The following is a 26551-nucleotide window of genomic DNA, read 5'->3' as shown; positions in this document are numbered from 1 at the left end:
AGCCGCGCCGCCGCCTGGGGCGCCGGCGGGCCCCCGCCCAGGGGCTCGGCGCGCGCGGCCCGCACTCCCGGACCGCCGCCCGACGCGTGACGACCGGGCCCCGTGCAGCGCCACACTCCGGTGCAGCGCGACCCGGCTAGGAGACGGGTGCGCTGACTGCTGCGGCCGGCTCCACGGCCATCGCGGCGCCGTTGCCTGCGCGGAAGCAACCGGCGAGGTGGTCGTCGACCATGCCCGAAGCCTGCATGAGGGCGTACATCGTGGTCGGGCCGACGAAGCGGTAGCCGAGTCGCCGAAGCGCCCTGCTCATCGCCTCGGACTCGGGCGTGGTGGCCGGCACCTCGGCGAACGAGACCGGATTCCGCTCGCGCGGCGCAGGGGCGAACGACCAGAGGAGTTCGTCGAGCGGGGTCGGCAGCTCGAGCGTGACGCGGGCGTTCGAGATGGCCGCCTCGATCTTGCCGCGGTGCCGGATGATGCGGGCGTCGCCGAGGAGTCGCTCGACGTCGCCCTCGGTCATCGCCGCGACGGCCGCGGGGTCGAAGCCGTGGAACACCTCGCGGAACGCCGGCCGGCGCCGAAGGATCGTGATCCACGAGAGTCCCGCCTGGAAGCCCTCGAGGCAGAGCTTCTCGAAGAGGCGCTGTGGATCGCGCTGCTGCGTGCCCCACTCCTCGTCGTGGTACCTGCGGTACTCCGCGTCGTTCGCTCCCCACGCGCATCGGTGCAGGCCGTCGTCGCCGAGTACGAGCTCGGGCCGCGAAGGCAGGCTCACGCGGCGAAGCCGATCTGCTCGTGGCCCAGCAGCCACAGCTTGGTGGGGATGCCCTGGCCGCCCGAGTATCCCGTGATGCGGCCGTCGGAGGCGAGCACCCGGTGGCATCCGACGATGATGGGCACGGGGTTGGCGCCGACGGCGCCGCCGATGGCGCGCGCCGAGCCCGGACGGCCGACCGCGTGCGCGAGGGCGCCGTAGGAGGTGGCTTCGCCCCAGCCGAGTCGTTCGAGCTCGGCCCAGACGGCACGCTGGAACGGCGTGCCCTCGAGGCGCACCGGGACGGAGAAGGACGTACGATCCCCGTCGAAGTACTCGAGGAGCTGCGCCCGCGCGGTCTCGAGCACGTCGTTGGGCCGTTCGGGAAGCTCGTCGTGGGGCAGGGCGCCGTCGCGCTCGATGCTGAGCGAGGTGACGGCCGCTGCGTCGCCCGTGAGCTCGATGCGCCCGATCGGGCTGTCGAATCGGAGGAGGAAGTCGGTGGTCATGCCTTCGACTGTAGCCGCGGCATCCGTCATCGGCTCGCGGGAATCGGACACGGCGCGGGGCGAGCCGAACTGCCGGCTGTGGAGGACGGGTGCCCCTGCATCCGGCGGCGTGCGGCCTGCGAGGATGGAGCCATGAGCGACCTCGACTTCCGTTCCCTCGGCCGTTCCGGACTCCGCGTCTCCGCGGTGGGCCTCGGCGGCAACAACTTCGGCCGGGCGGGTACCGCGACCGAGGACCAGGCCGGCACCGACGCGGTGGTGCACGCCGCCCTCGACAACGGCGTGAACCTGATCGACACGGCCGACGTCTACGGACGGGAGTACGGCCTCAGCGAGACCCTGCTCGGCAACGCGCTCCGCGGCCGGCGCGACGAGGTCGTGGTCGCCACGAAGTTCGGCCACGCGTCCATCCCGTCGCCGCTTCCGCACTGGGGCGCGAAGGGGTCGCGCCGCTACGTGCGCCTCGCGGTCGAGGGGTCGCTCCGTCGGCTGCAGACCGAGTGGATCGACCTGTACCAGCTCCACACTCCCGACCCCCTGACGCCGATCGAGGAGACCCTCGCCGCACTCGACGAGCTCGTGCGCGAAGGCAAGGTGCGCTATCTCGGGCACTCGAACTTCGCCGGGTGGCAGCTGGCGGAGGCCGAGCTCCTCGCGCGCGAGCTCGGCACGAGCCGCTTCATCTCGGCGCAGAACGAGTACAACCTGCTCGCACGAGGCGCGGAGGCGGAGGTGCTGCCCGCCGCCGAGCACTTCGGCGTCGGATTCCTGCCGTGGTTCCCGCTCCACAACGGGCTGCTCACCGGCAAGTTCCACCGCGACGGCAACCCGGCGGACACCCGCATCATGCGCCAGCGGCCGCAGCTCGTCGAGCAGGCGCCCTGGGATGTGCTCGATCGATACGCCGCCTTCGCGGCCGAGCGCGGCATCACGATGCTCGAGGCGACGTTCGGGTGGCTGCTCGCGCAGCCGGCGCTGGCGAGCGTCATCGCGGGTGCGACCCGTCCCGAGCAGGTGCGGCAGAATGCGCTGGCCGGCGCGTGGCGGCCGACGGACGAGGAGGCCGTCGCGATCTCGGAGCTGTTCGCAGCCGGCTGACTCGTCCTCGACAGCGCCGGGTGCGGCGCGACGCCTCCCGGCTTCCGACCAGGCACGGCAGCGACGGATGCCGCAGGCCCACGCTCGTCGCATGACGACGATCATCCGCGCCGAGGCCGCGCACGACTTCCTCGCCCTCCTGCCGTCCCTCGCCGGCTATTCGCCGGAGCGCTCGCTCCTGGCCGTCGCCTTCCGCGGCAACCGAACCGCGGGTGTCATCCGGCACGACCTGCCGAGGAGGGCGAGTGATCGAAGCGCGGTCGCCTCGCTCCTGGTGGCCGCGCTGTGCCGGATGCCGGGTGTCGACGCGGTCGTCGCGGTCGCCTACACCGACGACCCCTTCGCGCGGCGCCGAGGGCTGCCGGAGCGCGCGCTGCTGCAGACGGTGGTCGCCCGCGCGGAGGAGGCGGGCTTCCTCGTGCGCGACGCGCTGTGCGTCGCCGCCGACGGATGGGGGTCGCTGCGCGATCCCGCCACGCCGGTACAGGGTCATCCGCTCGCGCTCATCGAGACGAGCTCGGCGGCCTCGCACCCCGTGTGCCGCGAGGCGCGCACGGGCGGCGTCGCCGACCTCGCCGTGCTTCCCGACGCCGAGCCCGAGGTCGCGGAGGCGGTGGCGCGCACCCTCGCGGCGCTGGTCGACGACGACGGGCGAGCGGGCGGGTTCGACTCGCGGAGGTCGCGGCCCGTCGAACGGCTGCTCGAGGCACTGGGACCGCTCGTCGATCCGGTCGAGTTCGTGGAGGTGCTTCTCGCCGAGGCGCCCGAGCACATCGACGCCGACCGCCTCGCCTGGCTCGTGCACCTCGCGGGCCGGCCCGCGTTCCGCGATGCGATGATGCTGCAGTTCGCATTCGGACCGGTCATCGGCGAGTTGGCTCTCGACGACTCCATCGACGCCAACGAACGTGCGGCCGCGTCGGGCGTCAGCATCGACGAACTGGTGGCGCGGGAACTCGCGGAGGGGGCACCCGACGGCGTCGACGGCTTCCTGTCGCGCCTGCTGCTCGGCCAGACCACCGCTCGTCCCGAACCGCGGCGCATCGAGCGGTCGATCGCGGTCCTGCGGCGCGCGATCGCCCAGGCTCCGCCCGCCTACCGCCCGGGCTCGCTCTGCATTGCGGCGTGGCTCGCATGGTCGCTCGGGAGGGGATCCGCGGCAGCGGGCTTCCTCGACCAGGCGCTCGCCATCGACGGCACGCACTCGATGGCGCGACTCCTGTGCACGTTCCTCGGGAGCGGGGCGATCCCCGAATGGGCATTCTCCTCGACGGCCGTGCCGGCGACGGGGGCCGATGGGGGATCGGACCAGGTCGGCCGATCCCGACCGTCGCCCGGGGATCAGTGACCGACGAGCGGGCCGAGCGCCCTCGAGATGAGCGACGGGCGCTGGGTGATCCGTTCCTCGGCGTCGGCGAGCCCCATCCCGAGCAGGCCCAGGTTGGCGCCGGCGAATCGGAGCGGTTCGGGCTCCCACAACGGCGACCGGTGGTTCACCCAGGGGAGCTCGGTGAGCGCGGTGGCGCGACCGAGCACGAGATCGGCCAGCGTGCGACCGGCGAGGTTCGTCGTCGACAGTCCGTCGCCGACGTAGCCTCCCGCGAACCCGACGCCCGTCTTCGGGTTGTAGCTCGCCGTCGCGTGCCAGTCGCGGGCGACGCCGAGCGCGCCGCCCCATCGGTGGGTCACCGCCGCGTCGCCGATCGCCGGGAAGAACTCGCGCAGCGTGGTGTGCAGGTGCTCGAACACGCGGTCGACGCGCTCGAAGTCCGGGTCGATGGAGCTGCCCCAGTGGTAGCGCGCGCCGCGGCCGCCGAACGCGAACCGGTTGTCGGCGGTGCGCTGGCCGTAGACGAGCAGGTGCCGGTAGTCCGAGAAGGTGTGACCGTGCGCGAGCCCGATGTCGTCCCAGACCGCGTCGGGCAGCGGCTCGGTGGCGATCATGAGCGAGTAGAGCGGCAGGATGCGCCGACCCACCCGGGGCAACCGTGCGCCGTAGCCCTCGGTCGCGATGATCACGTGTCGTGCCGACACGGTGGCCTCGGCACCGCTCCCGTCGAGGGAACGCACGCGTACGCGCCCCGCAGACCAGTCCACGACCTCGGTGCGCTCGAAGACCGCGACACCGCGCGATTCGACGACCCGGGCGAGCCCGCGCACGAGCTTCGCGGGGTGGACGCTCGCGCAGGCGGGGTCGTAGACCGCGGACGGCGTCGCGCCGTCGTGCCCGGTCGCGCCGAAGCGGCCGGCGACGACCGTCTCGGGCCAGTACTCGAGCTCGTCGACGCCGTACTCCCGTGCCTCGAGCACATCGGCCTCGGCGAGCTGCCGCTGCGCCTCGCTGCGGGCGAAGACGATCGTGCCGCCCTTCGCGAAGTCGCAGTCGATGCCCTCCTCGGCGGCGGTGCGACCGACGACGTCGACCGTGTCGATCATCGCCCGCCGCATCGCGATCGCGTGGGAACGACCGTGGCTTCGCTCGAGCGAGCCCGTCGAGCGCGGGAAGAGCGCCGAGCACCAGCCGCCGTTGCGACCCGAGGCGCCGAAGCCCGCGATCTCCCGCTCGAGCACCGCGATCCGGAGGCCGGGATCGGCCTTCGACAACTCGTGTGCGGTCCAGAGTGCGGTCAGCCCGCCACCGACGATCGCGACGTCGAACCACGCATCGGCAGTGAGCGACGGCCTCGGCGCGAGCGTGTCGACGCCCGATCGCACGAGGTCGTCCAGCCAGAAACCGGCACGCCGATACGAGGCCTGCGTCCCATCCGTCGGGGCGGGCCGCCGCACTCCCGCCATCAGACGCGCGCAGGCACGAGGAGGTGCTCTCCGCCGTGCTGGTGACCCCGGAAGCCCGCCGCGCGGTCGGCGGCCTCGGTGAGCACGCCGCGCAGCTTCTGCTCGATCTCCTGGAACTCGGGGACGCCGATCGTGAGCGGCGGCGCGAGCTGGATGACGGGGTCGCCGCGGTCGTCGGCGCGGCAGTACAGACCGGCGTCGAACAGGGCCTTCGAGAGGAAGCCGCGAAGCAGGTCCTCGGACTCCTCGTCGTTGAAGGTCTCGCGGGTCGCCTTGTCCTTCACGAGCTCGATGCCGAAGAAGTACCCGTCGCCGCGCACGTCGCCGACGATCGGGATGTCGAGCAGCTTCTCGAGCTCGGCTCGGAACAGCGGCGAGTTCTCGCGGACGCGCTCGTTGAGGCCCTCCTCCTCGAAGATGTCGAGGTTCTCGAGCGCGACCGCGGCCGACACCGGGTGCCCGCCGAAGGTGTACCCGTGGTAGAACGACGTCGTGCCGGTCTTGAACGGCTCGTAGATCTTCTCGGAGATGATCGTGGCGCCGATGGGGGAGTAGCCCGAGGTCATGCCCTTCGCGCAGGTGATCATGTCGGGCACGTACCCGTACGCGTCGCACGCGAACATGTGGCCGATCCGGCCGAACGCGCAGATGACCTCGTCGGAGACGAGCAGCACGTCGTACTGGTCGCAGATCTCGCGCACGCGCTGGAAGTAGCCGGGGGGCGGCGGGAAGCATCCGCCCGAGTTCTGCACCGGCTCCAGGAAGACCGCGGCGACGGTCTCGGGGCCCTCGAAGAGGATCATCTCCTCGATGCGGTTCGCCGCCCAGATACCGAACGCCTCGAGGTCGTCGGCAGGAGCGCCCACGTCGGCCGCGCGGTAGAAGTTCGTGTTGGGCACGCGGAAGCCACCGGGGGTGAGCGGCTCGAACATCGCCTTCATCGCGGGGATGCCCGTGATGGCCAGGGCGCCCTGCGGGGTGCCGTGGTAGGCGACCGCGCGCGAGATCACCTTGTGCTTGGTGGGCTGGCCCTTGAGCTTCCAGTAGTACTTCGCGAGCTTGAACGCGGTCTCGACGGCCTCGCCGCCGCCGGTGGAGAAGAAGACGCGGTTCAGGTCGCCGGGCGCGTATCCGGCGAGCCGGTCGGCGAGTTCGATGGCGGCGGGGTGGGCGTACGACCAGATCGGGAAGAAGGCGAGCTCCTCGGCCTGCTTCGCGGCGACCTCGGCGAGGCGCCGGCGCCCGTGGCCCGCGTTGACCACGAAGAGGCCCGAGAGGCCGTCGAAGTACTCACGTCCGTTGATGTCGTAGATGTGGTGCCCGGCGCCGCGCGTGATGATGGGAACGCCCGAGGTCTCCATCGTGGACTGGCGCGAGAAGTGCATCCACAGGTGGTCCTTCGCCTTCTGCTGGAGGTCGGCGTTGTCGTAGCCGACGCCTCGCAGGGTCGAAGCGGGGTCGAGGGTGGTCATCTCTGTCCTCCTTAGGGGGCGCCCGCTCAGCGGGTGCCCCAGTTGTAGAACTGCTTCTGCAGCTTCAGGTAGACGAACGTCTCGGTGGTCTGCACTCCCGCGAGATTGCGGATGCGCGAGTTCAGCAGCGTGATGAGCTGTTCGTCGTTCTCGCACACGACCTCGGCCAGCAGGTCGAAGCTGCCCGCGGTGAGCACGACGTAGTCGATCTCTGGGATCGCCGCGAGCTCGTCTGCGAGCACGCGGGTGTCGCCGGCCGCACGGATGCCGATCATCGCCTGCCGGGTGAAGCCGAGCTGCATCGGATCGGTCACCGCGACGATCTGCATCACGCCCGACTCGGTGAGTCGCTGCACGCGCTGCCGCACGGCGGCCTCGGACAGGCCGACGGCCTTGCCGATGTCGGCGTACGACCGTCGCCCGTCGGCCTGCAGTTGCTCGATGATCGCCTTCGACACCTCGTCGAGCTGCACCGGGCGTGGCTGAAGGGGGCGACCCGTGTTCGTCATGGGCCCGATTGTGTCAGCCCAACCTGACACCTGCAAGCGAATCCGTCGATTTGAAACCGAATCACAACGGATTCCACATGATTTGGTCCTACAGAGTTTCGAGTTCGTATGCGAACATGGGCGCACGACCCCGGCGGCCGGGCCATGACCCGCGCCCGCCCGAGACGACATCACCCAAGGAGCGACATGGCAGCCCCGACCCTGCGGAACTTCATCGGCGGCGAGTACGTCGAGGCTCGCGGCGACGCGACGATCGACCTCGTCGACCCGGCCACCGAGGAGGTGTACGCCACATCGCCCGTCTCGGACGGCGGCGACATCGACGCCGCGTACGCCGCGGCATCCGACGCCTTCGAGACCTGGGGCGAGACGACCCCCGCGGAGCGCCAGCTTGCGCTCTTCCGCATCGCCGACGCCATGGAGGCGCGCGCCGAGGAGTTCGCCGACCTCGAGTCGCAGGACACCGGGAAGCCGCGCGCGACGCTCGTCGCCGACGAGATCCTCCAATCGGTCGACCAGTTGCGGTTCTTCGCCGGCGCCGCACGCAACCTCGAGGGCCGCTCCGCGGCCGAGTACCTGGCCGGCCACACCTCCTTCGTGCGACGCGAGCCGATCGGCGTGATCGGGCAGGTGACGCCATGGAACTACCCGCTCAACATGGCCGTGTGGAAGATCGCACCCGCGATCGCGGCCGGCAACACCGTCGTGCTGAAGCCGTCGGACACCACGCCGCTCGCGACGCTCCGGCTCGCCGAGGTCGCCGCGGAGTTCCTGCCGGCGGGCGTGCTCAACGTCGTGACGGGCGATCGCACGACGGGCGCCGCAATGCTCGAGCACGCGACCCCGCAGATGGTGGCGATCACGGGTTCGGTGCGCGCCGGTATGCAGGTGGCCCGCGCCGCGGCATCCGACCTGAAGCGCGTGCACCTCGAGCTCGGCGGCAAGGCGCCCGCGATCGTGTTCGCCGACGCGAACCTCGCCGAGGCCGCCGACGGGATCGTCGCGGCCGCGTACTTCAACGCGGGGCAGGACTGCACCGCGGCGACCCGCGTCATCGTGCACGAGTCGGTGCACGACGAGTTCGTGGGGGCCCTCGTGGCCGCCGCGCGGGCGAATGCGCGCACCGGCGGGCCGCGCGAGGAGGGCGTGTTCTACGGGCCCCTCAACAACGCGAACCAGCTCGCGCACGTCTCGGGCTTCATCGAGCGGCTGCCCGACCACGCCGAGATCGCCCTCGGCGGACGGCGGCAGGGCGATGTCGGCTACTTCTGGGAGGCCACGATCGTCACCGGCCTCCGCCAGGACGACGAGGCGGTGCAGCGCGAGATCTTCGGCCCGGTGCTCACGGTGCAGTCGTTCCGCGACGACGCGGAGGCGCTCGCGATGGCGAACGGCGTCGACTACGCGCTCGCGTCGTCGGTGTGGACCCGCGACCACGGGCGCGCGATGCGGTTCGCGAAGCACCTCGACTTCGGCTGCGTGTGGATCAACACGCACATCCCGTTCGTCTCGGACATGCCGCACGGCGGGTTCAAGCACTCGGGCTACGGCAAGGACCTCTCGAACTACGGCTTCGAGGACTACACGCGCATCAAGCACGTCATGAGCAACATCGCCGGATGACGCGGCGGCCATGATGCCAGACTGGAGGACATGGTCGACGGATCCCTGCGCAGCGTCGCCGAGGCCGATGCGCCGCAATGGGACGTCGTCGTGGGCGACCGTTTCATCGCCATGCTCGCCGCGCCCGCCTCGGAGGAGGTGATGGCCGGCCTCGCCGACCTCGCCGCCGAGCCCGAGCCGGCGCTCGAGCGGATCGTCGCCCGCATCCCCACCGGGCGCAACGCCGCGGTGGAGTCGTTCGCCGTCGTCTGGTGGCCCGGCGCACGCAACGACGAGGTCACGGCGCTCGTCCGCGGCAGCGCCGTCGTCGACCTCGCCTCGCCCGGCGGCATCCGCCGCTTCGACGCCCGCGGGATCCGGCCCTTCCACCTCGCGGAGTTCGGCGACGTCACCGCCGTGCGGGCGACCGGCTCCGACGCCCCGCTCTGGTCGGCGGCTCGAGCCGGGGCGGAGGGCACCGACGTCGGCCGGTCGCGCGCCACGTTCCGGGCGAGCGGGGTCGCGTGGTCGGCTCGGCCCGCCGCAACGGCGCGACCACCGGGCGCGCCGGGACCTGCCCGGTCCTCGGGGCCATCGACCGACGCACCGGTGACGACCCGCGTCGACCTGGAGGATCTCGAGGGCCCGGCCGTCGCCGCTTCCGTGGCCGACCGCGCCGGCGCGGCGCAGGGGGGCGACGAGCTCGACGAGGCGCTCGCCGACTCGTTCGCCGACACGATCGTCTCGCCACGCAACCGCAGCGCGACGGTCGACACCGTGCGCACGGTGCGCAATCGCAACGCCGACGCCGACACCGTCCTCTTCCGCCGACGGCGGCCGGCGTGGCCGGAGGTCGGCGCCGACGCCCGGGAGCCCGCACCGGGGTCCGACCCCGACTCCGCCTCCTCGGCCGCCGGCTCGGACCGGGAGACGGCGGCGTCGACGGAGTCGGCGGGCTCGGTGCAGCCGGCGTGCCACGACGCACCGCACCGGGCTGCGCGGCCGGCCGCCGGAGCCGCGGACGTCGCGACCGCACCCCGGTTCCGCATCGGCGCCGGACTCCCTCGCAGCGTGACCGCGCCCGTGCGGATCGGCCGCAACCCGGCACCACCGCGCGTCGCGCCGGCCGGGGCCGAACTGGTGCGCGTCGACTCGCCGACCGCGGTGATCTCGTCGACGCACCTCGAGCTGCGACTCGAGGGGCGGCGACTCGTCGCCATCGACCTGCGGTCGACGAACGGCACGGTGGTGCGCTCGCCGTCCGGCACTCGTCGGATGCGTTCCGGCGAGTCCCTCGTCGTCGCGCCCGGCACGAGTCTCGACCTCGGAGACGATACGATCATCGAGATCCTCCCCGCCCCCGAAGGCGACGAGGAATGAACCCGACCGACGTGAGGCGGCACCGGTGACGCAGATAGGCAACGGCAACACCCGCCACCGGGTCACGCTGCCCGACGGCACCGAGGTCACGCTGGCATGGGCCGCGATGACCGACACGGGCCTGCGGCGCGAGGTGAACGAGGACAGCTTCATCGCGCAGGCGCCCGTGTTCGCCGTGGCCGACGGCATGGGCGGCCACGCGGCGGGCGACTTCGCGAGCGCGGCCGTCGTCACGCGCCTCGCTGAGCACGGCGGCAAGCAGATCGTCGGCACCCCCGACATCGACGGTGCCCTGCGCCTCGCCGTGCAGGACATGGGCCGCGGTGCGGGCGTCACCGACGAGGGCAGCGGCACCACGGTCACCGGCGCGGCGCTCGGCTCGATCGGCGACGAACCGGCCTGGATCGTCTTCAACATCGGCGATTCGCGCGTCTACCGGCTCGTCGGCGGGGTGCTCGAGCAGCTCACCGTCGACCACTCGATCGTGCAGGAGCTCGTCGACGCCGGGCAGATCACGCGCGAGGAGGCCGACACCCATCCGCACTCGAACGTGATCACGCGCGCGGTGGGCTTCCACGAGGCGCCCATCCCCGACTACCGCGCGATCGCCGTCGAGGAGGGCATGCGCCTGCTCATCTGCTCGGACGGGCTGACCAAGGAGCTCACCTCGTACGGCATCCGGCACTTCCTGGTCGGCAGCCGCCGGCCGGAGCAGGCCGCTCGCCAGCTGCTCGACGCGGCGCTCGGCAACGGCGGCCGGGACAACATCACCGTCGTGGTCGTCGACGTGCTGCGCGTGGTGCGGCCCGGCGCCGACGCGACGACCCAGCCCGCGCACTGACGCACCGTCCGTCGCGACCCTAGAATGGGGGCGACGTAGCGGGCGGCTGCCGGCACGCCGGCGGGCGGCAGCCCGACCGACACCGCCGGCCAGGGACTCAGGAGGATCGTGCCGAGGCGACTGCCGTCCACGCCGCCGAACCTACCCGGCTTCGCATTCATCCGCGTGCTCGGGTCGGGCGGATTCGCCGATGTGTTCCTCTACGAGCAGAACATGCCGCGGCGGCTCGTGGCGGTGAAGGTGCTGCTGGCCGAGTACGTCAACGACGACCTGCGGCGCATGTTCCAGGCCGAGGCGAACCTCATGGCCCAGCTCAGCTCGCATCCGTCGATCCTCACGGTCTACCAGGCGAGCGTCGCGGCGGACGGCCGGCCCTACCTCGTCATGGAGTACTGCTCGGCGACCCTCGGGCAGCGCTACCGCGCGGTGCAGCTGCCGATCGCCGAGGTGCTGTCGGTGGGCGTGCGCATCGCGAGCGCGATCGAGACGGCGCACCGACAGGGCGTGCTGCACCGCGACATCAAGCCGTCCAACATCCTGACCACCGCCTACGGCCACCCGGTGCTGTCGGACTTCGGCATCGCGTCGACGCTCGGCGAGGCCGAGACCACCGAGTCGGTCGGGCTCTCGATCCCCTGGTCGGCGCCGGAGGTGCTGCGCGACGAGGTCGCGGGCACCGTCGCGAGCGAGGTGTGGTCGCTCGGCGCGACCGTGTACTCGCTCCTCGCCGGTCGCAGCCCGTTCGAGGTGCCCGGCGGCGACAACGGCTCGATCGCGCTCATCGGGCGCATCGAGAAGGCGAAGCTGCAACCGACCGGTCGCAGCGACGTGCCGAAGAGCCTCGAGGCGGTGCTCGCCCGGTCGATGTCGAAGCGTCCGTCCGATCGGCAGGGCAGCGCGCTCGAGTTCATCCGCGACCTCCAGGCGGTGGAGGAGGAGCTCGGCCTGCCGCAGACCCCGATCGAGGTCGCGATGGACGACTGGGCGCTCGCGACGGCGGTCGACGCCGACGAGCTGACGCGCGTCGGCGGATCCACGGGTGCAGCCGAGGGCCCGGCGCGACGCCGGAAGCGGCGCGCGGCGACGCGCGGCGCGATGTCGGCGTCCGTGGTCGACTCGCGGCCGCGCGATCCGAGCGACGCGCGTCGCCGCACGCCGCCGCCGACCACGCGTCGCCTCGTCTGGGGCGTGTCGGTCGTCGCCGTGGTGCTGGTCGGACTCGTCGCGGCGGGACTCGTCGCGGTGCTCCGATCGAGCTCCGGCATCCCCGTGGTCTCCGACGTCCGCGCCGCGGTCGACGGGTCGACGGTCGTCTTCACGTGGAACGATCCGGGCATCGCCGACGGCGACGCGTACGTCGTGAGCGTCGACGGCAGTCCGTGGCCGCCGCAGCGGGAGCCGAGCCTGACCGTCCCCGCCGAAGCCGGCGACCGGGTCTGCGTGACCGTCACCGTCGCCCGCGACGGCAAGTCGGGCGCGCCGAGTGCCGAGCGATGCTCCGACGTGGACGGCGTGCCGTGATGTGGCGTCCGGAGTGGGCGGACCGGCACCGTTCGGCCATCGCGACCGGCACCGCGGTGACGGCGATCGTCGCGCTCATCGCCGGAATCGCCTGGGCGTCGGGGGGCTACACCGCGCAGCGCGTCGACCTCGGCGATGCCTCGGTGTGGGTCGCGAACGACGGGCTGCAGTCGGTCGGCCGCGCGAACACCGCGGTGCACGAGCTCAACTCCGTCGTGGAGACCGGGGGCACGCGCGCGGAGGTCGTGCAACGCGGATCGACCGTGTTCGTGCTCGATCGCGAGCGGGCCCGGGCCGGCATCGTCGATCCGGCCAGCTCCACGGTGACCGACACCGTGCCGGTGCCGCCGGGGAGCTCCTCGATCGCGCTCGCCGGATCCCGCGTCGTCGTCGCCTCCGACGGCGACATCTGGTCGGTGCCCATCGACGAGTTCGACGAGTTCGACAGCGAGGCCGATCCGATGCTGCGGTTCGGCGCGGCATCCGTCACCTCGGTCGACGAGAACGGCACGCTCTTCGCCTTCACGCCCTCGACCGGCGCTCTCAAGAAGGTGGATGCCGCCGACGCGGAGACCGTGGCCGCGAGCTGGGAGCTCGAGCCCCTCGGCGAGGGCGACACCGCCCAGATCACGTCGGTCGGGGGCCACTGGGCCGTGCTCGACGTCGAGGCGAGAGTGCTGCAGGTCGAGGGCCGGAGCCCCGTCGACCTCTCCGACGCGATCGGCCCCACCGGTCTGCCCGTGCTGCAGTCCCCCTCGGTCGAGGGCGACTCGGTGCTCGTCGCCTCGCGCAGCGGGCTTCTCGAGGTCGGGGTCGACGGCTCCGGTCCCACCGTGCTGGCCGACGGTCGCGGCGGTTCCCCGGCCGCTCCGATCGTGCACGAGGGATGCCGCCACGCCGCGTGGGCCGACGGCACCGCCTGGCGCGACTGCACCGATGGGCAGCCCCGCCGCATCGACCTCGAGGGGGCGACCGGGGCGTCGTCGCTGACGTTCCTCGCGAACGGCCACGCGCTCGTGCTGAACGACCGTCGCAGCGGACGGAGCTGGGCGGCATCCGTGGACTACGGCCTCATCGACAACTGGGACGACCTGATCCCCGCCCAGCGCGACGACGAGACGGTCGAGCAGAACGACCCCGACACGAAGCCCACGGTGGAGAAGAGCCAGGTGCCGCCCGTCGCCGTCGACGACGAGTTCGGCGCGCGCCCCGGCCGCACGACCCTGCTGCCCGTGCTGCTCAACGACTACGACGCGAACGGCGACGTGCTCGTCGTGCGGGGGGTCTCGACCGATCTCCCAGCGGGCGCCCGCCTCGATCTCGTGTCGAGCAACCAGCAGCTGCAGCTCACGCTCGACGACGCGGCCACCGGCGAGCTCAGCTTCCGCTACACGATCGACGACGGCCGGGAGGGCACCGCGGAGGGGACGGTGCACGTCACGATCCGCGAGCCCGACGAGAACGGCCCGCCCGAGCAGAAGCGGCAGAACCGGGCATCCGTCGAGCTGGGCGGACGGGTGACCACCTCGGTCCTCGGCGACTGGGTCGACCCCGACGGCGATCCGTTCTTCCTCCGTGCGGTCGGCGTGGACGCGCCGGACGTCGCTTCCTCGACCCCGGAGGGGATCGTCGTGTTCGACGAGGCGGGCGGCGAGGGCGACACGCGCACCGTGTCGCTCGTGGCATCCGACGGCCGAGACGAGCAGGTGGGCGTGCTCGAGGTCTCGGTGCGCGCGCCCGGCGAGGTGCCGCTCGTCGCCGACCCCTTCGTCGCGCTCGCGACCGCAGGCGAGGAGGTGCGCATCGACCCGCTCCGGCATGTCCGCGGCGGCTCCGGGCACGCGCGGCTCTCGGCGGTGCCGTCGAAGCCCGGCGCGCAGCTCACGCCGGACTACGACGGCGGCACCTTCCGCTTCACGAGCGCGGAGGCGCGCACCCACCTGCTCGAGTACTCGGTGACCGACGGGAACGAGACCGCGACGGGCGTGGTGCGCGTCGAGGTGTCCGCGCCGCCGGATCGCGACACGATGCCGATCACGGTGCCCCACACGGCGTTCCTGCGCGTGCAGCAGCCGATGGAGGTCGACGTCCTCGCGAGCGACATCGATCCGACCGGAGGGGTGCTCATCATCACGGGCGTGGTGGGCGAAGCCGCCGACGGCGTGCGCGTGCAGGTCGTCGAGCACCGCATCCTGCGGGTCACGCTCACGAGCCCGCTGCCCGAGGGCTCGACCACCTTCGGGTACCGGGTGAGCAACGGGCTCGGCGATGCGGAGGGCCGGGTCACGGTGGTGGAGGTGCCGCAGCCCGAGCGCAACCAGCCGCCCGTCGCCGCGCCCGACACCGTCTCGGCTCGCACCGGCGACGTCGTCGACATCCCGGTGCTCGACAACGACGAGCACCCCGACGGCGCACGCCTCACGCTCGCCGCCGCCCTCGTGGAGCAGCCCGCGAAGGGCCTGCTGTTCACCGCGGGCGATCGACTGCGCTACTTCGCACCCGACGAGCCCGGCGAGTTCGACGCCACCTACCGGGTCGAGGGACCCGACGGACAGTACGCCACGGCGACCGTGCGCATCTCGGTGCGCGAGGCCGACCCCGAGACGAACAACGCGCCGGTACCGCGCACCGTGACCGCGCGCGTGCTCGCGGGCGACACCGTGCGCATCCCGATCCCGCTCGGCGGCATCGATCCCGACGGCGACTCCGTACAACTGCTCGGCCAGCAGTCCAACCCCGATCGCGGTGCCGTGGTGGCACGCGGCGGCGACTGGCTCTCGTACCAGGCGGGGGAGTACTCGGCGGGCACGGACACCTTCGAGTACGCCATCGTCGACGCGCTCGGGAAGCGCTCGAACGGCTCCATCCGAGTCGGGATCGCCCCACCCCTCGACGGCGCGCGCGAGCCCGTCGCGGTCGAGGACGTCGTGACGGTTCGCCCCGGCCGCACCGTCTCGGTGCGCGTGCTCGAGAACGACTCCGACCCCGACGGCGGCGCGCTCACCGTGCGCACCGTCGAACGCACCGCGGGTACCGCCACCGCCGAGGTCGTCGACGGCGACCGGATCGAGGTGGCCGTGCCCGAGGGCGAGGGCGACCACGGATTCATCTACTCGATCGAGAACCGCCAGCTCGGCACCTCGTCCACGTTCCTCACCGTGCAGGCCCGCGCCGACGCGCCGCTCGCCCGACCGGAGGCGTCCGACGTCGTGCTCACGCTGAGCGACGTCCTCGACGAGGAGACCGTCGACGTCGACGTGCTGCGCAACGTCTTCATCGCCGACGCCGACGCGTCCGACGCGGGGGTCGCCCTCGTCGACGGCTACGACGCCGGCGCCCGCGTGCAGCCCGACGGCACGGTCCGCGTCGAGGTGCGCGACGAGCGCCGCGTGATCCCGTTCACCGTGAGCCACCCCGAGGATCCCGGCGTGACGGCGACGGCGTTCATCTGGGTCCCGGGGCGCGACGACGCGTTGCCGCAGCTGCGCCGTGACGCTCCCCAGGTCCGCGTGCGCAGCGGGGAGGAGGTCCGGATCGACCTCGAGGACTACGTGATCGCCGCGTCCGGCCGGCCGGTGCGCATCACGGATGCCGCGACGGTGCAGGCCTCGCACTCCGACGGCTCCGACCTCGTGGTCGACGCCGACACCCTCCGCTTCCGCAGTGAGCCGGGCTACTTCGGTCCGGCGTCGCTCTCGTTCACGGTCACCGACGGCGAGTCGGCGAACGATCCCGAGGCGCGCACCGGCACGATCGTGGTGCCGATCGACGTGCGCCCGGCCGAGAACCAGCCGCCGGCGTTCACGGGGGGCGTGATCGACTTCGAGCCCGGGCAATCGAAGACGATCGCGCTGCAACGACTCACGAACTACCCCTACCCCGACTCGCTCGACGAGCTGCGCTACCAGGTCCTCCCGCCGCCGGTCGAGGGGTTCGCCTTCTCGCTCGAGGGCGACGAACTCACCGTCACCGCCGAGGAGGCGACCAAGCAGGGCGTGCGCGCCGCCGTCAACATCGGGGTCACGGATGCCGCGGGCCTCGGCACACCCGGTCGCATCGACCTGCGCGTGGTACCGTCGACCCGCCCGATCGCCCAGCCCGCCGCCGACACGGCCGTCGCCCCGCGCGGCCGCACGACCGTGATAGACGTGCTCGCCAACGACGCCGCCGGGAATCCGTTCCCCGACTCGCCGTTGCGCGTCATCCGGGTGGGCGGCCTCGGCGAGGACCTGCCGGCGGGCGTCGTCGTCGAGCCGAGCGCCGACCGGTCGACGCTCGCAGTGACGGTGTCGGCGAACGCCGAGCCGGTGAACACGACCCTGCAGTACCAGGTCGCCGACGCGACGGACGATCCGAGCCGCTACGCGTGGGGCACGGTGACGATCTCGGTGCAGGATCGCCCGGACCCGGTGACCGCCGCGCAGGTCACGGCGTTCCGAGACGGCGAGCTCGACGTGTCCTTCGGCGCGGGCGCGTTCAACAACTCGCCGATCAGCGGCTACCAGATCTCGCTCGTCGGCCAGGGCGGCGCCGTGGCCGCCGTGTCCGACTGCGCCGCGACGACCTGCGTCGTGCCCACGCCCGGCAACGGACCGGCCAACGCGGTGACCGTGCGCATTCAGGCGCGGAACGGGATCGGCCTGTCGGACCCGGTCGATGCCCCGGGCCCGGTGTGGTCCGACGTCATCCCACCGCCCCCGTCGGGGCTCGACGCCGTCCCGCTCGACCGTCGCCTCCGCATCCAGTGGCAGCCCGTTCCCGCGGGCGCGGGCAGCGCCGTGGAATCGTATGTCGTGACGGTCGGCGGGGCGCCCGTGGAGGTGTCGGCGGGCAGCGCCTGCACCGCCACCGTGTGCGCCGTCGAGTCGCAGGAGCTCGCGAACGGCAGCCAGGTTCCGTTCTCGGTGAGCGCCCGCAACGGCGCATACCCGGCGCTCGCGCGGTGGACCGAGGCCACGGGCGCCGGCACGCCCTTCGGTGCGCCGATCGCGGGAGCGATCGCGGTCGACGGAGATGCCGCAGCGGGCACCGTGACGGTCTCGTGGCAGCCGTTCGACGGCAACGGCGACGCCATCGCGGGGTACTTCGTCGAGCGTCTGGTCGAAGGCGAGACGGCGGTGCCGGGCGGTGCCCAGGCGTGCTCGGTCTCGACGCCCGCACCGGGGACCGTGACGGCCCCCACGGTCGGCGGCCCGGTGGCCGAGGTGGTCGTCGCGGGCCCGGGCACGACGAGCGTGCAGTTCGGGGGCGCGATCACCGAATCGGCGCGTTACGGGTTCCTCGTGTGGGGGTTCAACCGGGCCGGCTGCATCAGCACCGAGGTCGCCACCATCGTCGTCCGGCCGGCACCCGGTGCCGTCGGCGGCGTGCAGAGCGACATGGACTGGCTCAACGGCGAGACGTGGGACCGCTACATCTCCAAGGTCGACGCCGGCGGCCAGCGTCTCGAGATCGTCGCGGTCGACGCATCCGGCGCCCAGGTCGGCCAGCCGAAGCGATTCGACGGCACCGGATGGCTGCGGACCCTGCTCTCCCGCCCCTTCGGCGAGACCGCGAGGTTCCAGGTGCGCTCGTGCTCGGTGTGGGGCAGCTGCGGACCCTGGTCGGCGGTGCTCCCCACCGGGGAGTCGCCGTCGCTCACGTTCGTGCTGCCCGGCCGCGCGTGGAGCGACGCGACGAAGACCTGGACCTGGACCGCGGATCCCGCCAACAACGGCCTCCCTGCGGCATACCGCTGCGGCGTCGACGGCGACCCGGGCCGCCCCGCGCAGGGCGCCACGAGCTGCCAGATCCCCAACGCCGGCCCCGGGGCGCGCGTCTGGTTGGATGTCGAGGTCGCCGGCGTGACCGCACGATTCCTGAACCGATGAACCACTCCGAGGAGCAGACATGACCATGACCCCAGAGGACGCGACGCGATTCGCGGCGAACCTCGATCGGCTCGTCGGCGCCGTCGAGGAGGTGCTGCTCGGCAAGAACCGGGTGGTGCGGCTCGCGTTCACCGCGTTCCTCAGCGAGGGACACCTGCTCCTCGAGGACGTCCCGGGCACCGGCAAGACCTCCCTCGCCCGGGCGATGGCGCAATCGGTCGACGGCACGAGCAACCGCGTGCAGTTCACGCCCGACCTCCTGCCCGGCGACATCACGGGGGTCACGGTCTACGACCAGCGCGCCGGCCGGTTCGAGTTCCACCCCGGACCGGTGTTCGCGAACATCGTGCTCGCCGACGAGATCAACCGGGCGAGCCCGAAGACCCAGTCCGCGCTCCTCGAGGTGATGGAGGAGGAGCAGGTCACGGTCGATGGGCAGACCCACCGGGTGGAGCGCCCGTTCATGGTCATCGCGACCCAGAACCCCGTGGAGCAGGCCGGCACCTACCGGCTCCCCGAGGCGCAGCTCGACCGGTTCCTCATGCGCACCTCGATCGGCTACCCCGATCACGCCTCCACGATCCGCATCCTCGAGGGCGCCGACCAGCGCGCGCACGAGCAACTGGTGCAGCCGCAGCTCGCGGCGGCGGAGATCATCGAGATGGCGGCGCTCGCGCGCACCGTCTACGTCGACCCGACCATCCACGACTACGTCTCGCGCCTCGTCGATGCGACGCGCACGGCGAAGGAGGTGCGTCTCGGCGTGAGCGTTCGCGGCGCGCTCGCGCTCATCCGCGCGGCGAAGACGCACGCGGCCGGGCGGGGTCGTCACTACGTGGTGCCCGACGACGTCAAGGCGCTCGCGGAACCCGTGCTCGCCCACCGGCTCATCCTCGACCCCGAGGCGGAGTTCGACGGGGTCACCGCGTCGAACCTCATCGCGCAGGTGCTCATCGAGACGCCGCCCCCGTCGACGAGGCAGGCTGTGTGACGTTCCAGACCCGGACCACGATTCCCGAGGAGGCCGCACGCGAGGGCCTGCTCGCGGTCGTGATCGAGCGCACGGTGCGCGGGGCCCGCGTGGCGGCATCCGCCGTCGAGCGCTGGACCCGCGCCGTGCGCGCCGTCGTGACGCCCCTCGGCTGGGCGGTGGTCGCCGCGGCACTCGTGTCACTCGGGGTCGGGTACGGCTGGGGCTGGGGCGAGCTCGTCGCGCTCGGGTGGGGCCTGGCACTGCTCGTGGGCCTCGCGTCGGCGTGGCTCGCCGGCCGCGGGGCGGGCGTCATCGAGCTGTCCCTCCCCGTCGAGCGGGTCGCCGTGGGCGAGCCGGCCGAAGCGAGGCTCGTCGCCCGGAACCCGGGCCGCCGCCGGTTCGGCGGTGCCCGGCTCGAGCTGCCGGTGGGGGAGCGCATCGTGCTGCGATTCCTGCCACCGCTGCCGCGCGGGGCGACGTTCGACGAGCAGTTCCCCATCCCGACCGAGCGTCGCGGCGTCGTCCCCGTGGGGCCCGCCCGCACGGTGCGAGCGGACCCGATCGGACTCATGCGCCGCGAGATCGTGTGGTCGGACACGAGCCTCCTGCACGTGCACCCCCGCACGGCCGCGATCGCGGCCCTCAGCACGGGGTTCGTGCGCGACCTCGAGGGCTCGCCGACGCGCGACCTCACCGTGAGCGACATCGCCTTCCACGCCCTGCGCGAGTACGTCCCGGGCGACGATCGCCGCTTCATCCACTGGCGGAGCTCCGCGAAGACCGGAACGTTCATGGTGCGCCAGTTCGAGGAGACCCGCCGCAGTCGCCTCATGGTGCTGCTCGACCTCGACGCGCACTCCTACGCAGACGAGGCCGAGTTCGAGCTCGCGGTGAGTGCGGCCGCGTCGGTGGGCGCCCGGGCGATCCGGGACTCCCGCAGCGTGTCCTTCGTCGTCTCGGGGCGCGACCGCTCGGCGAGCGGCGTGCGCCGCCGTGGCGGTGCGGTGCACGAGCTCTCGACGGCCTCGCGCGACCGGCTGCTCGACGCGCTCTGCCTGGTCGAGTCCGACGAACGCGCCGTGCCGTTGCCGGATGCCGCACGCGCAGCGGCCGAGTCGCTCAGCGGGGTCTCGCTGGCCTTCCTCGTCACGGGCTCCGCGCAGGGCATCGCGCCGCTCCGCGCGGCCGCTGCCCGTCTCCCGGGCGGCGTCGCGACGATCGTCGTGCAGTGCGCGCCCGAGGGTGAGGCATCGAGCCGCTCGGTCGCCGGGCTCACGGTGCTCGGCATCGGCTACCTCGACGACCTCCGCGCGATGCTCGCCCGATCGGCGTCGCTCGCATGACCGGCGCAGCGGATGCCGCGGAGCGGCGGATCCCGCGGCCCTCCCGCGGCGGCGGGGCCGGCCCGGGCGGTGTCGTCGGCGACGGACCGGTCGCGATCGCGATGAGCGTCCTCCTCGTCACGGCCCTGCTCGCCGCCGCGTTGGTGCCGTGGTGGCCGGTGTACGAGAGCGGGGCGTTCCTCGTCGCGGCCGTCGTCTCCGTCGTGGCCGGCGCGACGATCGGCGTGCTCGGGGCGCGGCTGCGCTGGCGTGCCTGGGTGGTCGTGGTCGCGGTGTTCGCGGCCTACGTCGTGCTCGGCGTGCCCGTCGCGGTGCCCGGGCGTGCGGTCGCCGGCGTCCTGCCGACGCCCGCGGGCCTCGTCGACCTGCTCGCGGGCGCCGCGCTCTCGTGGAAGCAGCTCGTCACGATCGCCGTGCCCGTCGGCTCCTACCAGGCGCTCCTCGTGCCGCCGTTCCTGCTCGGCCTCGTCGCCTCGACGCTCGCGATGAGCATCGCGCTGCGCACCCGCCGGCCCGCGGCGGCCGTGCTGCCGCCCGCCGTCGTGCTCGTCGCGGGCATCGCCCTCGGGGTCGTGCACGACGACTTCGCGATCGAGGCCGGCCTGGCGTTCCTCGTCTCCTCGATCGGCTGGCTCGTGTACGTCGCGATCGCGCAGCGGCGGCGCGTCGTCACCGACCGCACCGTCGACGCCGCCCTGGCGGACGTGCGCCGCGTCGTCGGGGCGTCGGCATTGCTCGCGGTCGCCATGGTGGGCGCCACCGCCGCATCCGTCGCCCTGCCGATGCCGCAGCGCACCGTGGTGCGCTCCGAGCTGCAGCCGCCGTTCGAGCCGCGCGATCACGAGAGTCCGCTCACCGGGTTCCGGGCGGCGTTCGAGCCGGATGTCGCGCGCAGCGAGATGCTCGAGGTGCGCGGGCTCCCGGAGGGCAGCGGCATCCGCATCGCCACCCTCGACAGCTACGACGGGGTCGTGTACTCCGTCGGCGGATCCGACGGCGCGGCGGCCTCGGGGCAGTTCACCCGCCTGCCGTACCGGCTCGACCAGTCGACCACTGCGGGCGAGCCGGTGCGGCTCGAGGTGGCGGTCGACGCCTACGGCGATGTCTGGGTGCCGGGGGTCGGGCGGCTCGAGCAGATCGCGTTCGAGGGCGCCCGTTCGGCCGTGCTGACCGAGGGCTTCCACTACAACGACGTCACGGGGACCGCCGCGGTCGCCGACGGGCTCCAGCGCGGCGATCGGTACGTCGCGGAGTCGGTCGCACCGCTGCCCGCCGCGGACCTGGCGGAGCTCACGCCCGGAACCAGCGTGCTGCCCGCCGCGCCCGAACTGCCCGAGGAGCTGCAGCGCCTCCTCGAGTCGTGGGCGCCCGTGTCGGCCGAGCCCGGTGCACGGCTCGCCGCGGTCATCGAGGGCTTCCACCGCGAGGGATACGTGAGCCACGGGATCGGCGACGACGAGCCCCCGAGTCGCTCGGGACACGCGCTCGACCGCATCGCGGAGCTCGCCTCGGCGCGGCCCATGGTGGGCGACGGCGAGCAGTACGCCGTCGCGGCGGCGCTCCTGGCGCGGCAGATCGGCTTCCCTGCGCGGGTCGTCGTGGGCTACCTGCCCGCGGCCGGCGCCGCGGCCGCCCCCGACGGCGTCCGGGTGTTCCGCAGTGCCGACCTGCAGGCGTGGATCGAGGTGCAGGACGCCGACGGCGCCTGGGTGCAGGTCGATCCCAACCCGCTGCCGCGGCCGATCCCCGAGCGCGAGCCCGACCAGCCGACCGTCGTGTCGCGCCCGCAGTCGGCGCTGCCGCCGCCCGCCGATCGCACGCCCGTCGAGGACCTCGCGGCCGAACCCGAGCTCAGCCCCGACGAGCCCGACGACGACGGAGCGTGGTGGCTCGAGGGCCTGCTCGCCGTGCTCCGGGTCACCGGGATCGCGGTCGCGGTGCTCGCCCTGTTCACGAGCCCCTTCCTCGCCATCGTCGTGGCGAAGCTCCGTCGCCGTCGACTGCGGCGCAACGCGGCCACGACCGTCGAACGCATCGAGGGCGGCTGGCAGGAGTTCGCCGACACCGCCGCGGACTACGGGTACGCCATCACCCCCACCGCGACGCGTTCCGAGCAGGCGGCGACGGTCGGCGGCCTCGGTCCGCTCGTGCTCGCCTCGGTCGTCGACCGTGCCGTGTTCGCGCCCGACGGACCGGCCGAGGGCGACGACGACCGGGTCTGGACCACCGTCGACGAGCTGCAGCGGCGACTCGCCGAGCCCCGCACCCGTCGCGAGCGGCTTCGCGCCGCGATCTCGTTGGGCTCGCTCGGCGGGTACGCTGGCTCGCGGAGAGGAGCGCGGTCGTGAACTGTCGGATCTGCGGTGCGGACCTGCCCGAGGGCGCGATGTTCTGCGGCGAGTGCGGCAGCTCCACGAGCGCGACGCCGGAGTCGCGCCGACGCGCCGACCCGCGGCCCGGGGACACCACGGTCATCGAACGCGGGCTCGTCCGCGAGAGCGGGGTCATCAGCATCCCGGTCGAGGGGTTCCACGCGGGCGCCGAGCCGGCCGGGGTCGTGCCCGGGGTCTCGCCCGAGGTCACCCCTGCCGTCGTGGACCCGCTCGGCGCCGCGGCATCCGTCGCGGATGCGACCGAGCTCGAGGGGACCGTGACGCCGACGGCGAGTGCCCGCGGTGCCGAGGTCGGCGTCGAGCCCGCACCAGCCGACGTCGACGCCGAACCGAGTCGAGCCGACGCCGAAGTCGGTGACGGCGCCGATGGCTCGGGTGCCCGTCCGTGGGCGCCGGCCTCGCCGGTCGGGTCGGATGCCGCGGAGGGGCCCGACCGAACCCACGCCAGGTTCGTCCTGCGCTTCACCACGGGGGAGACGCGCACGGTGTTCGGCACGGGCCTCATCGGGCGACGCCCGATGCCCCAGCCGGGGGAGTCGTACGACCATCTCGTGCAGATCGCGGATCGGTCGCTGTCGGTCTCGAAGACGCACCTCGAGTTCGGCGAGCACGACGAGCAGCTGTGGGTCGCCGATCGGTTCTCGGCCAACGGCACCGTGGTGCACCGGCCCGACGCCGGTGCCGTGCGCTGCGAGCCCGGCCGCCGCTACCTCGTGCCGCGCGGCAGCCGCGTCGAGATCGCCGAGCAGTCGTTCCGGGTGGAGTGAGCGACGGCGACGGCGACGGCGACAGCGCGCCGCTGACCGGTGGCCCGACGACCAGTCCTCCACACCTGCGCCTCTCGACCGTCGACGCTCGCCGCGGGGGACGTGCCCGGATGCGAGGCTCGCGCCGTGATCGGATGCCCGGGTGCACCCTGCTCCCGAGCCTCGGCCCACCTGGGGCCGCCTGTCGCTGCCCCCGCATCCGCCGGAACCGCAGCGGCCCGGGTTCCCCTGGCTCGCGTCGATCGCGCCGGTTGCGGGGTCGCTCGCGTTGTGGGCGATGACCGGCTCGGCGTTCTCGCTGCTCTTCGCCGCACTCGGCCCGCTCGTCGCGGTCGCGTCGGCACTCGATGGCCGCCGGCAGGCGAGGCGGATGCTGCGCACCGCGCGCCGAGTGCGCGCGGGCCGGCTCGACGCCCTCGCCGAGGAGATCCGCGACGGCCACCGGCTCGAGCGGGAGGCTGCCTGGCGTCGCAGCCCCAGCGTCCGTGACCTCGTCGAGCACGGCGTGCGGCCGGACTGGCACGCCACCGTGCTCGGGCAGGTGGTCGTCGGAGCGGGCACCGTCGACAGTGCGCTCCGGGTCGAGGGCGATCCGTACGACGACGGCGACCGCCACCTGCTCGCGGGCGCGGCGCGGCTCGGCGGCGCGCCGATCCTCGTCGACCCGATCGAGGGCATCGGGTTCGTCGGCGCCCCGCCGCTCGCGCGCGCCGCCGCGCGATCCGCGCTCCTCCAGTGCGCCCACCGGGTGATGCCGGGCGCCATCGCCGTGCGGACTCCGGATCACCCCGACTGGGCCTGGGCGACCCGGCTGCCGCACTGGGGCGGCGACCCCGGCGACGGGCAGGTGCTCCGGCTGGTGGACGCGGAGACCGGAGACCGGCCGGGCCCCGGAGCCACCGCAGGGCTCATCGCGGTGGCATCCGATCGCGGGCTGCTCCCGCCCGGCATCCGCACCGTCGTGCGGCTCGCCGGGCCACGCGCCGCCACGCTCGAGCGCCCCGGCGACGGGCGAGCACCCGTGCCGATCGCCCCGTCGCTCGTGGGACACGCCGAGGCCGAGAGATGGGCGGACGCCGCCGTCCGGGCCGCGGTGCGCGCCGGTGTCGGCTCCGCGCGCGTCGAACTCCCGCGACACGTCGACCTGGCGACGCTCGCGCAGCCGGCCGCCATGGGCTCTCGCGCCACGCTCCGCGCCCTCGTGGGCGTCGGCGCCGACGGCCCCGTCGAGCTCGACCTCGTGCGCGGCGGCCCGCACGCGATCGTGGCGGGCACGACGGGCAGCGGGAAGAGCGAGTTCCTCCTCGCATGGATCACGGCCCTCGCGATCGCGCATCCGCCCGAGCGCGTGGCGTTCCTCCTCGTGGACTTCAAGGGCGGTGCGGCATTCGAGCCGGTCCGTTCGCTTCCGCATCTCACGGGCATCGTCACCGACCTCGACGATGACGAGGCTGCGCGGGCCGTCGCGAGCCTCCGCGCGGAGCTGCGGCATCGCGAGGGCGTGCTGCAGGCCGCAGGTACGCGCGACATCGGGTCGCTCGACGCGTCGGTCGAGCTGCCGCGCCTCGTGGTCGTCGTCGACGAGTTCCAGGCGATGATCGAGCGGTTCCCCGACGTCGGTCCCGTCATCGCCGACATCGCCGCGCGCGGGCGCTCGCTCGGGTTGCATCTCGTGCTCGCCGCACAGCGACCGAACGGCATCGTACGCGAGCAGGTCGCGGCGAACTGCCCCATCCGCGTCTCGCTGCGTGTCATCGATCGCGCCGACAGCGTGGCCGTCGTGGGCGTCGACGCCGCCGCCGCGATCGATGCCGCCCTGCCGGGGAGGGGAATCCTCGACGCGGGTGACGGCCACGCCGCGCCGTTCCAGTCCGCGCTCGTCGACGCGACGGCGATCGCCCGCGCGCGCGGGGCGCATGCCGGCTCGGCGAGGCCGCGACGACCGTGGCTCGATCCGCTGCCGAGCCGGCTCGAACTGCGCGAGCTGGCGGCGTTCGCGTCGCGCGCCGATCCAGCGGACTCCGACGATGCCGGTACGCCGACGAGGCCGCCCGAGGGCTACCTGCTCGGGCTCGCCGACGAGCCCGAGCGACAGCGGCGCGGAATCGCGGCGTGGCATCCGGTGACCGACGGACACCTGCTGGTGCTCGGCGCACCGGGGAGCGGGCGCAGCTCGGTGCTCGCAGCGCTCGAGGCGCAGGCGGCGGCGAGCGCCGGCGCCGTCGGCGCCGTGCGCCTCGGTGGGGCGCGGAGCGCAGTATGGGATGCGCTGCAGGAGCTCTCCCGGTGGAAGGGGGCGACCGCACACCAGGCGTCCGGGCGGCGGCTGCTCCTCATCGACGACCTGGACGCGCTGTTCCACGGCTGGCCCGACGAGTACCGCCACGCCGCCGTCGTCGCGCTCGAGGGCGTGCTCCGGTCCGGGCGGGCTCGGGGCGTCGCGGTCGCCGCGAGCGCCACCCGGCTGAACGGACTCGGCCAGGCGGTGCGCGACGCGTTCGGCGCGAGTGCGCTGCTGCGGCATCCGACACGTGCCGATCTCGTGCACGCGGGCGGGGACGGCGCGCTGTTCGCGCTGGACGCGACGCCGGGCTCCGGCCAGTGGCGCGGCCGGCGCACCCGGTTCGCGCACGCAGAGGTTCCGGCGGCGCCCGTCGCCGCCGCGGTGCCCGAGCTCCGGCTCGAACTCGGCGCGCCGGTCGCCGTCGTGGCTGCGTCGCCCC

17 protein-coding genes are annotated in these 26551 nt (G+C 73.4%); 12 read left to right on the top strand and 5 right to left on the bottom strand.

What is annotated here, in order from left to right; genetic code table 11:
• Window positions 1-136 precede the first annotated feature (136 nt).
• Window positions 137-769, bottom strand: coding sequence for a DNA-3-methyladenine glycosylase I (locus tag EDM22_RS16305; protein WP_376917723.1), 633 nt, complete (start codon window positions 767-769; stop codon window positions 137-139).
• Between the two features lie 2 nt (window positions 770-771).
• Window positions 772-1263 (bottom strand): methylated-DNA--[protein]-cysteine S-methyltransferase, encoded by a 492-nt coding sequence (locus tag EDM22_RS16300; protein WP_122938143.1) that lies wholly within the window; start codon window positions 1261-1263, stop codon window positions 772-774.
• Window positions 1264-1395: 132 nt separating this feature from the next.
• Here EDM22_RS16300 and EDM22_RS16295 point away from each other — a divergent pair, with 132 nt between their 5' ends.
• Together EDM22_RS16295 and EDM22_RS16290 are read left to right on the top strand one after the other, a co-directional pair.
• The gene (locus tag EDM22_RS16295) at window positions 1396-2361 is read left to right on the top strand and encodes an aldo/keto reductase (RefSeq protein WP_122938142.1); all 966 of its coding nucleotides are present in this window, start codon (window positions 1396-1398) and stop codon (window positions 2359-2361) included.
• Between the two features lie 91 nt (window positions 2362-2452).
• Window positions 2453-3709, top strand: a complete 1257-nt coding sequence (locus tag EDM22_RS16290) for a DUF4192 family protein (RefSeq protein ID WP_170964171.1) — start codon at window positions 2453-2455, stop codon at window positions 3707-3709.
• Here EDM22_RS16290 and EDM22_RS16285 read toward each other — a convergent pair.
• The 3 genes from EDM22_RS16285 to EDM22_RS16275 are packed head-to-tail and all read right to left on the bottom strand — an operon-like array spanning window position 3703 to window position 7138.
• Complete coding sequence (locus EDM22_RS16285) at window positions 3703-5157, bottom strand: NAD(P)/FAD-dependent oxidoreductase (protein ID WP_122938140.1); 1455 nt, start codon at window positions 5155-5157, stop codon at window positions 3703-3705. The two genes, EDM22_RS16290 and EDM22_RS16285, sit on opposite strands and share 7 nt — an antisense overlap.
• Complete coding sequence (locus EDM22_RS16280) at window positions 5157-6629, bottom strand: aspartate aminotransferase family protein (protein WP_122938139.1); 1473 nt, start codon at window positions 6627-6629, stop codon at window positions 5157-5159. The genes EDM22_RS16285 and EDM22_RS16280 overlap by 1 nt, the downstream gene beginning before the upstream one ends.
• A 26-nt stretch (window positions 6630-6655) precedes the next feature.
• The gene (locus EDM22_RS16275) at window positions 6656-7138 is read right to left on the bottom strand and encodes an Lrp/AsnC family transcriptional regulator (protein ID WP_122938138.1); all 483 of its coding nucleotides are present in this window, start codon (window positions 7136-7138) and stop codon (window positions 6656-6658) included.
• A gap of 186 nt (window positions 7139-7324) precedes the next feature.
• Between EDM22_RS16275 and EDM22_RS16270 the strand changes: the two genes are divergently transcribed.
• The 10 genes from EDM22_RS16270 to EDM22_RS16225 all read left to right on the top strand — a co-directional run.
• A complete protein-coding gene (locus EDM22_RS16270; RefSeq protein WP_122938137.1) occupies window positions 7325-8761 on the top strand; it encodes an aminobutyraldehyde dehydrogenase in 1437 nt (478 codons plus the stop codon).
• A 30-nt stretch (window positions 8762-8791) separates the two neighbouring features.
• Window positions 8792-10120 carry an FHA domain-containing protein gene (locus EDM22_RS16265; protein ID WP_122938136.1) on the top strand — a complete coding sequence of 443 codons (1329 nt, stop codon included), beginning with the start codon at window positions 8792-8794 and terminating at the stop codon, window positions 10118-10120.
• 25 nt (window positions 10121-10145) lie between these two features.
• A complete protein-coding gene (locus EDM22_RS16260; protein ID WP_122938135.1) occupies window positions 10146-10961 on the top strand; it encodes a PP2C family protein-serine/threonine phosphatase in 816 nt (271 codons plus the stop codon).
• A gap of 108 nt (window positions 10962-11069) precedes the next feature.
• Complete coding sequence (locus tag EDM22_RS16255; RefSeq protein ID WP_122938134.1) at window positions 11070-12482, top strand: serine/threonine-protein kinase; 1413 nt, start codon at window positions 11070-11072, stop codon at window positions 12480-12482.
• Window positions 12482-18352 carry an Ig-like domain-containing protein gene (locus EDM22_RS16250; protein WP_122938133.1) on the top strand — a complete coding sequence of 1957 codons (5871 nt, stop codon included), beginning with the start codon at window positions 12482-12484 and terminating at the stop codon, window positions 18350-18352. The genes EDM22_RS16255 and EDM22_RS16250 overlap by 1 nt, the downstream gene beginning before the upstream one ends.
• Before the next feature lie 19 nt (window positions 18353-18371).
• Complete coding sequence (locus EDM22_RS16245) at window positions 18372-19343, top strand: AAA family ATPase (protein ID WP_122938132.1); 972 nt, start codon at window positions 18372-18374, stop codon at window positions 19341-19343.
• A complete protein-coding gene (locus EDM22_RS16240) occupies window positions 19340-20668 on the top strand; it encodes a DUF58 domain-containing protein (RefSeq protein WP_122938131.1) in 1329 nt (442 codons plus the stop codon). The genes EDM22_RS16245 and EDM22_RS16240 overlap by 4 nt, the downstream gene beginning before the upstream one ends.
• Entirely contained in the window at window positions 20665-23016 is a 2352-nt protein-coding gene (locus EDM22_RS16235; RefSeq protein ID WP_122938130.1) for a transglutaminase TgpA family protein, read from the top strand. Before EDM22_RS16240 ends, EDM22_RS16235 begins: the two co-directional genes overlap by 4 nt.
• Window positions 23013-23828: a zinc ribbon domain-containing protein gene (locus tag EDM22_RS16230; protein WP_122938129.1), complete on the top strand. Its 816-nt coding sequence runs from the start codon at window positions 23013-23015 to the stop codon at window positions 23826-23828. Before EDM22_RS16235 ends, EDM22_RS16230 begins: the two co-directional genes overlap by 4 nt.
• A 142-nt stretch (window positions 23829-23970) precedes the next feature.
• A partial coding sequence (locus tag EDM22_RS16225) for an FtsK/SpoIIIE domain-containing protein (RefSeq protein ID WP_138708111.1) occupies window positions 23971-26551 on the top strand: 2581 nt, incomplete at its 3' end.

Source organism: Agromyces tardus (assembly GCF_003710805.1).
GTDB lineage: Bacteria > Actinomycetota > Actinomycetes > Actinomycetales > Microbacteriaceae > Agromyces > Agromyces tardus.
The sequence above is the reverse complement of the archived record's forward strand: the minus strand, read 5'-3'. Positions and strand labels throughout refer to the sequence as shown.

Bases quoted from the DNA above. Each gene is read 5' to 3' on its own strand.
- EDM22_RS16300 (WP_122938143.1), bottom strand. From the start codon at position 1,263: ATGACCACCGACTTCCTCCTCCGATTCGACAGCCCGATCGGGCGCATC.
- EDM22_RS16295 (WP_122938142.1), top strand. From the start codon at position 1,396: ATGAGCGACCTCGACTTCCGTTCCCTCGGCCGTTCCGGACTCCGCGTC.
- EDM22_RS16275 (WP_122938138.1), bottom strand. From the start codon at position 7,138: ATGACGAACACGGGTCGCCCCCTTCAGCCACGCCCGGTGCAGCTCGAC.
- EDM22_RS16290 (WP_170964171.1), top strand. From the start codon at position 2,453: ATGACGACGATCATCCGCGCCGAGGCCGCGCACGACTTCCTCGCCCTC.
- EDM22_RS16245 (WP_122938132.1), top strand. From the start codon at position 18,372: ATGACCATGACCCCAGAGGACGCGACGCGATTCGCGGCGAACCTCGAT.
- EDM22_RS16280 (WP_122938139.1), bottom strand. From the start codon at position 6,629: ATGACCACCCTCGACCCCGCTTCGACCCTGCGAGGCGTCGGCTACGAC.
- EDM22_RS16270 (WP_122938137.1), top strand. From the start codon at position 7,325: ATGGCAGCCCCGACCCTGCGGAACTTCATCGGCGGCGAGTACGTCGAG.
- EDM22_RS16235 (WP_122938130.1), top strand. From the start codon at position 20,665: ATGACCGGCGCAGCGGATGCCGCGGAGCGGCGGATCCCGCGGCCCTCC.
- EDM22_RS16285 (WP_122938140.1), bottom strand. From the start codon at position 5,157: ATGGCGGGAGTGCGGCGGCCCGCCCCGACGGATGGGACGCAGGCCTCG.
- EDM22_RS16250 (WP_122938133.1), top strand. From the start codon at position 12,482: ATGTGGCGTCCGGAGTGGGCGGACCGGCACCGTTCGGCCATCGCGACC.
- EDM22_RS16265 (WP_122938136.1), top strand. From the start codon at position 8,792: ATGGTCGACGGATCCCTGCGCAGCGTCGCCGAGGCCGATGCGCCGCAA.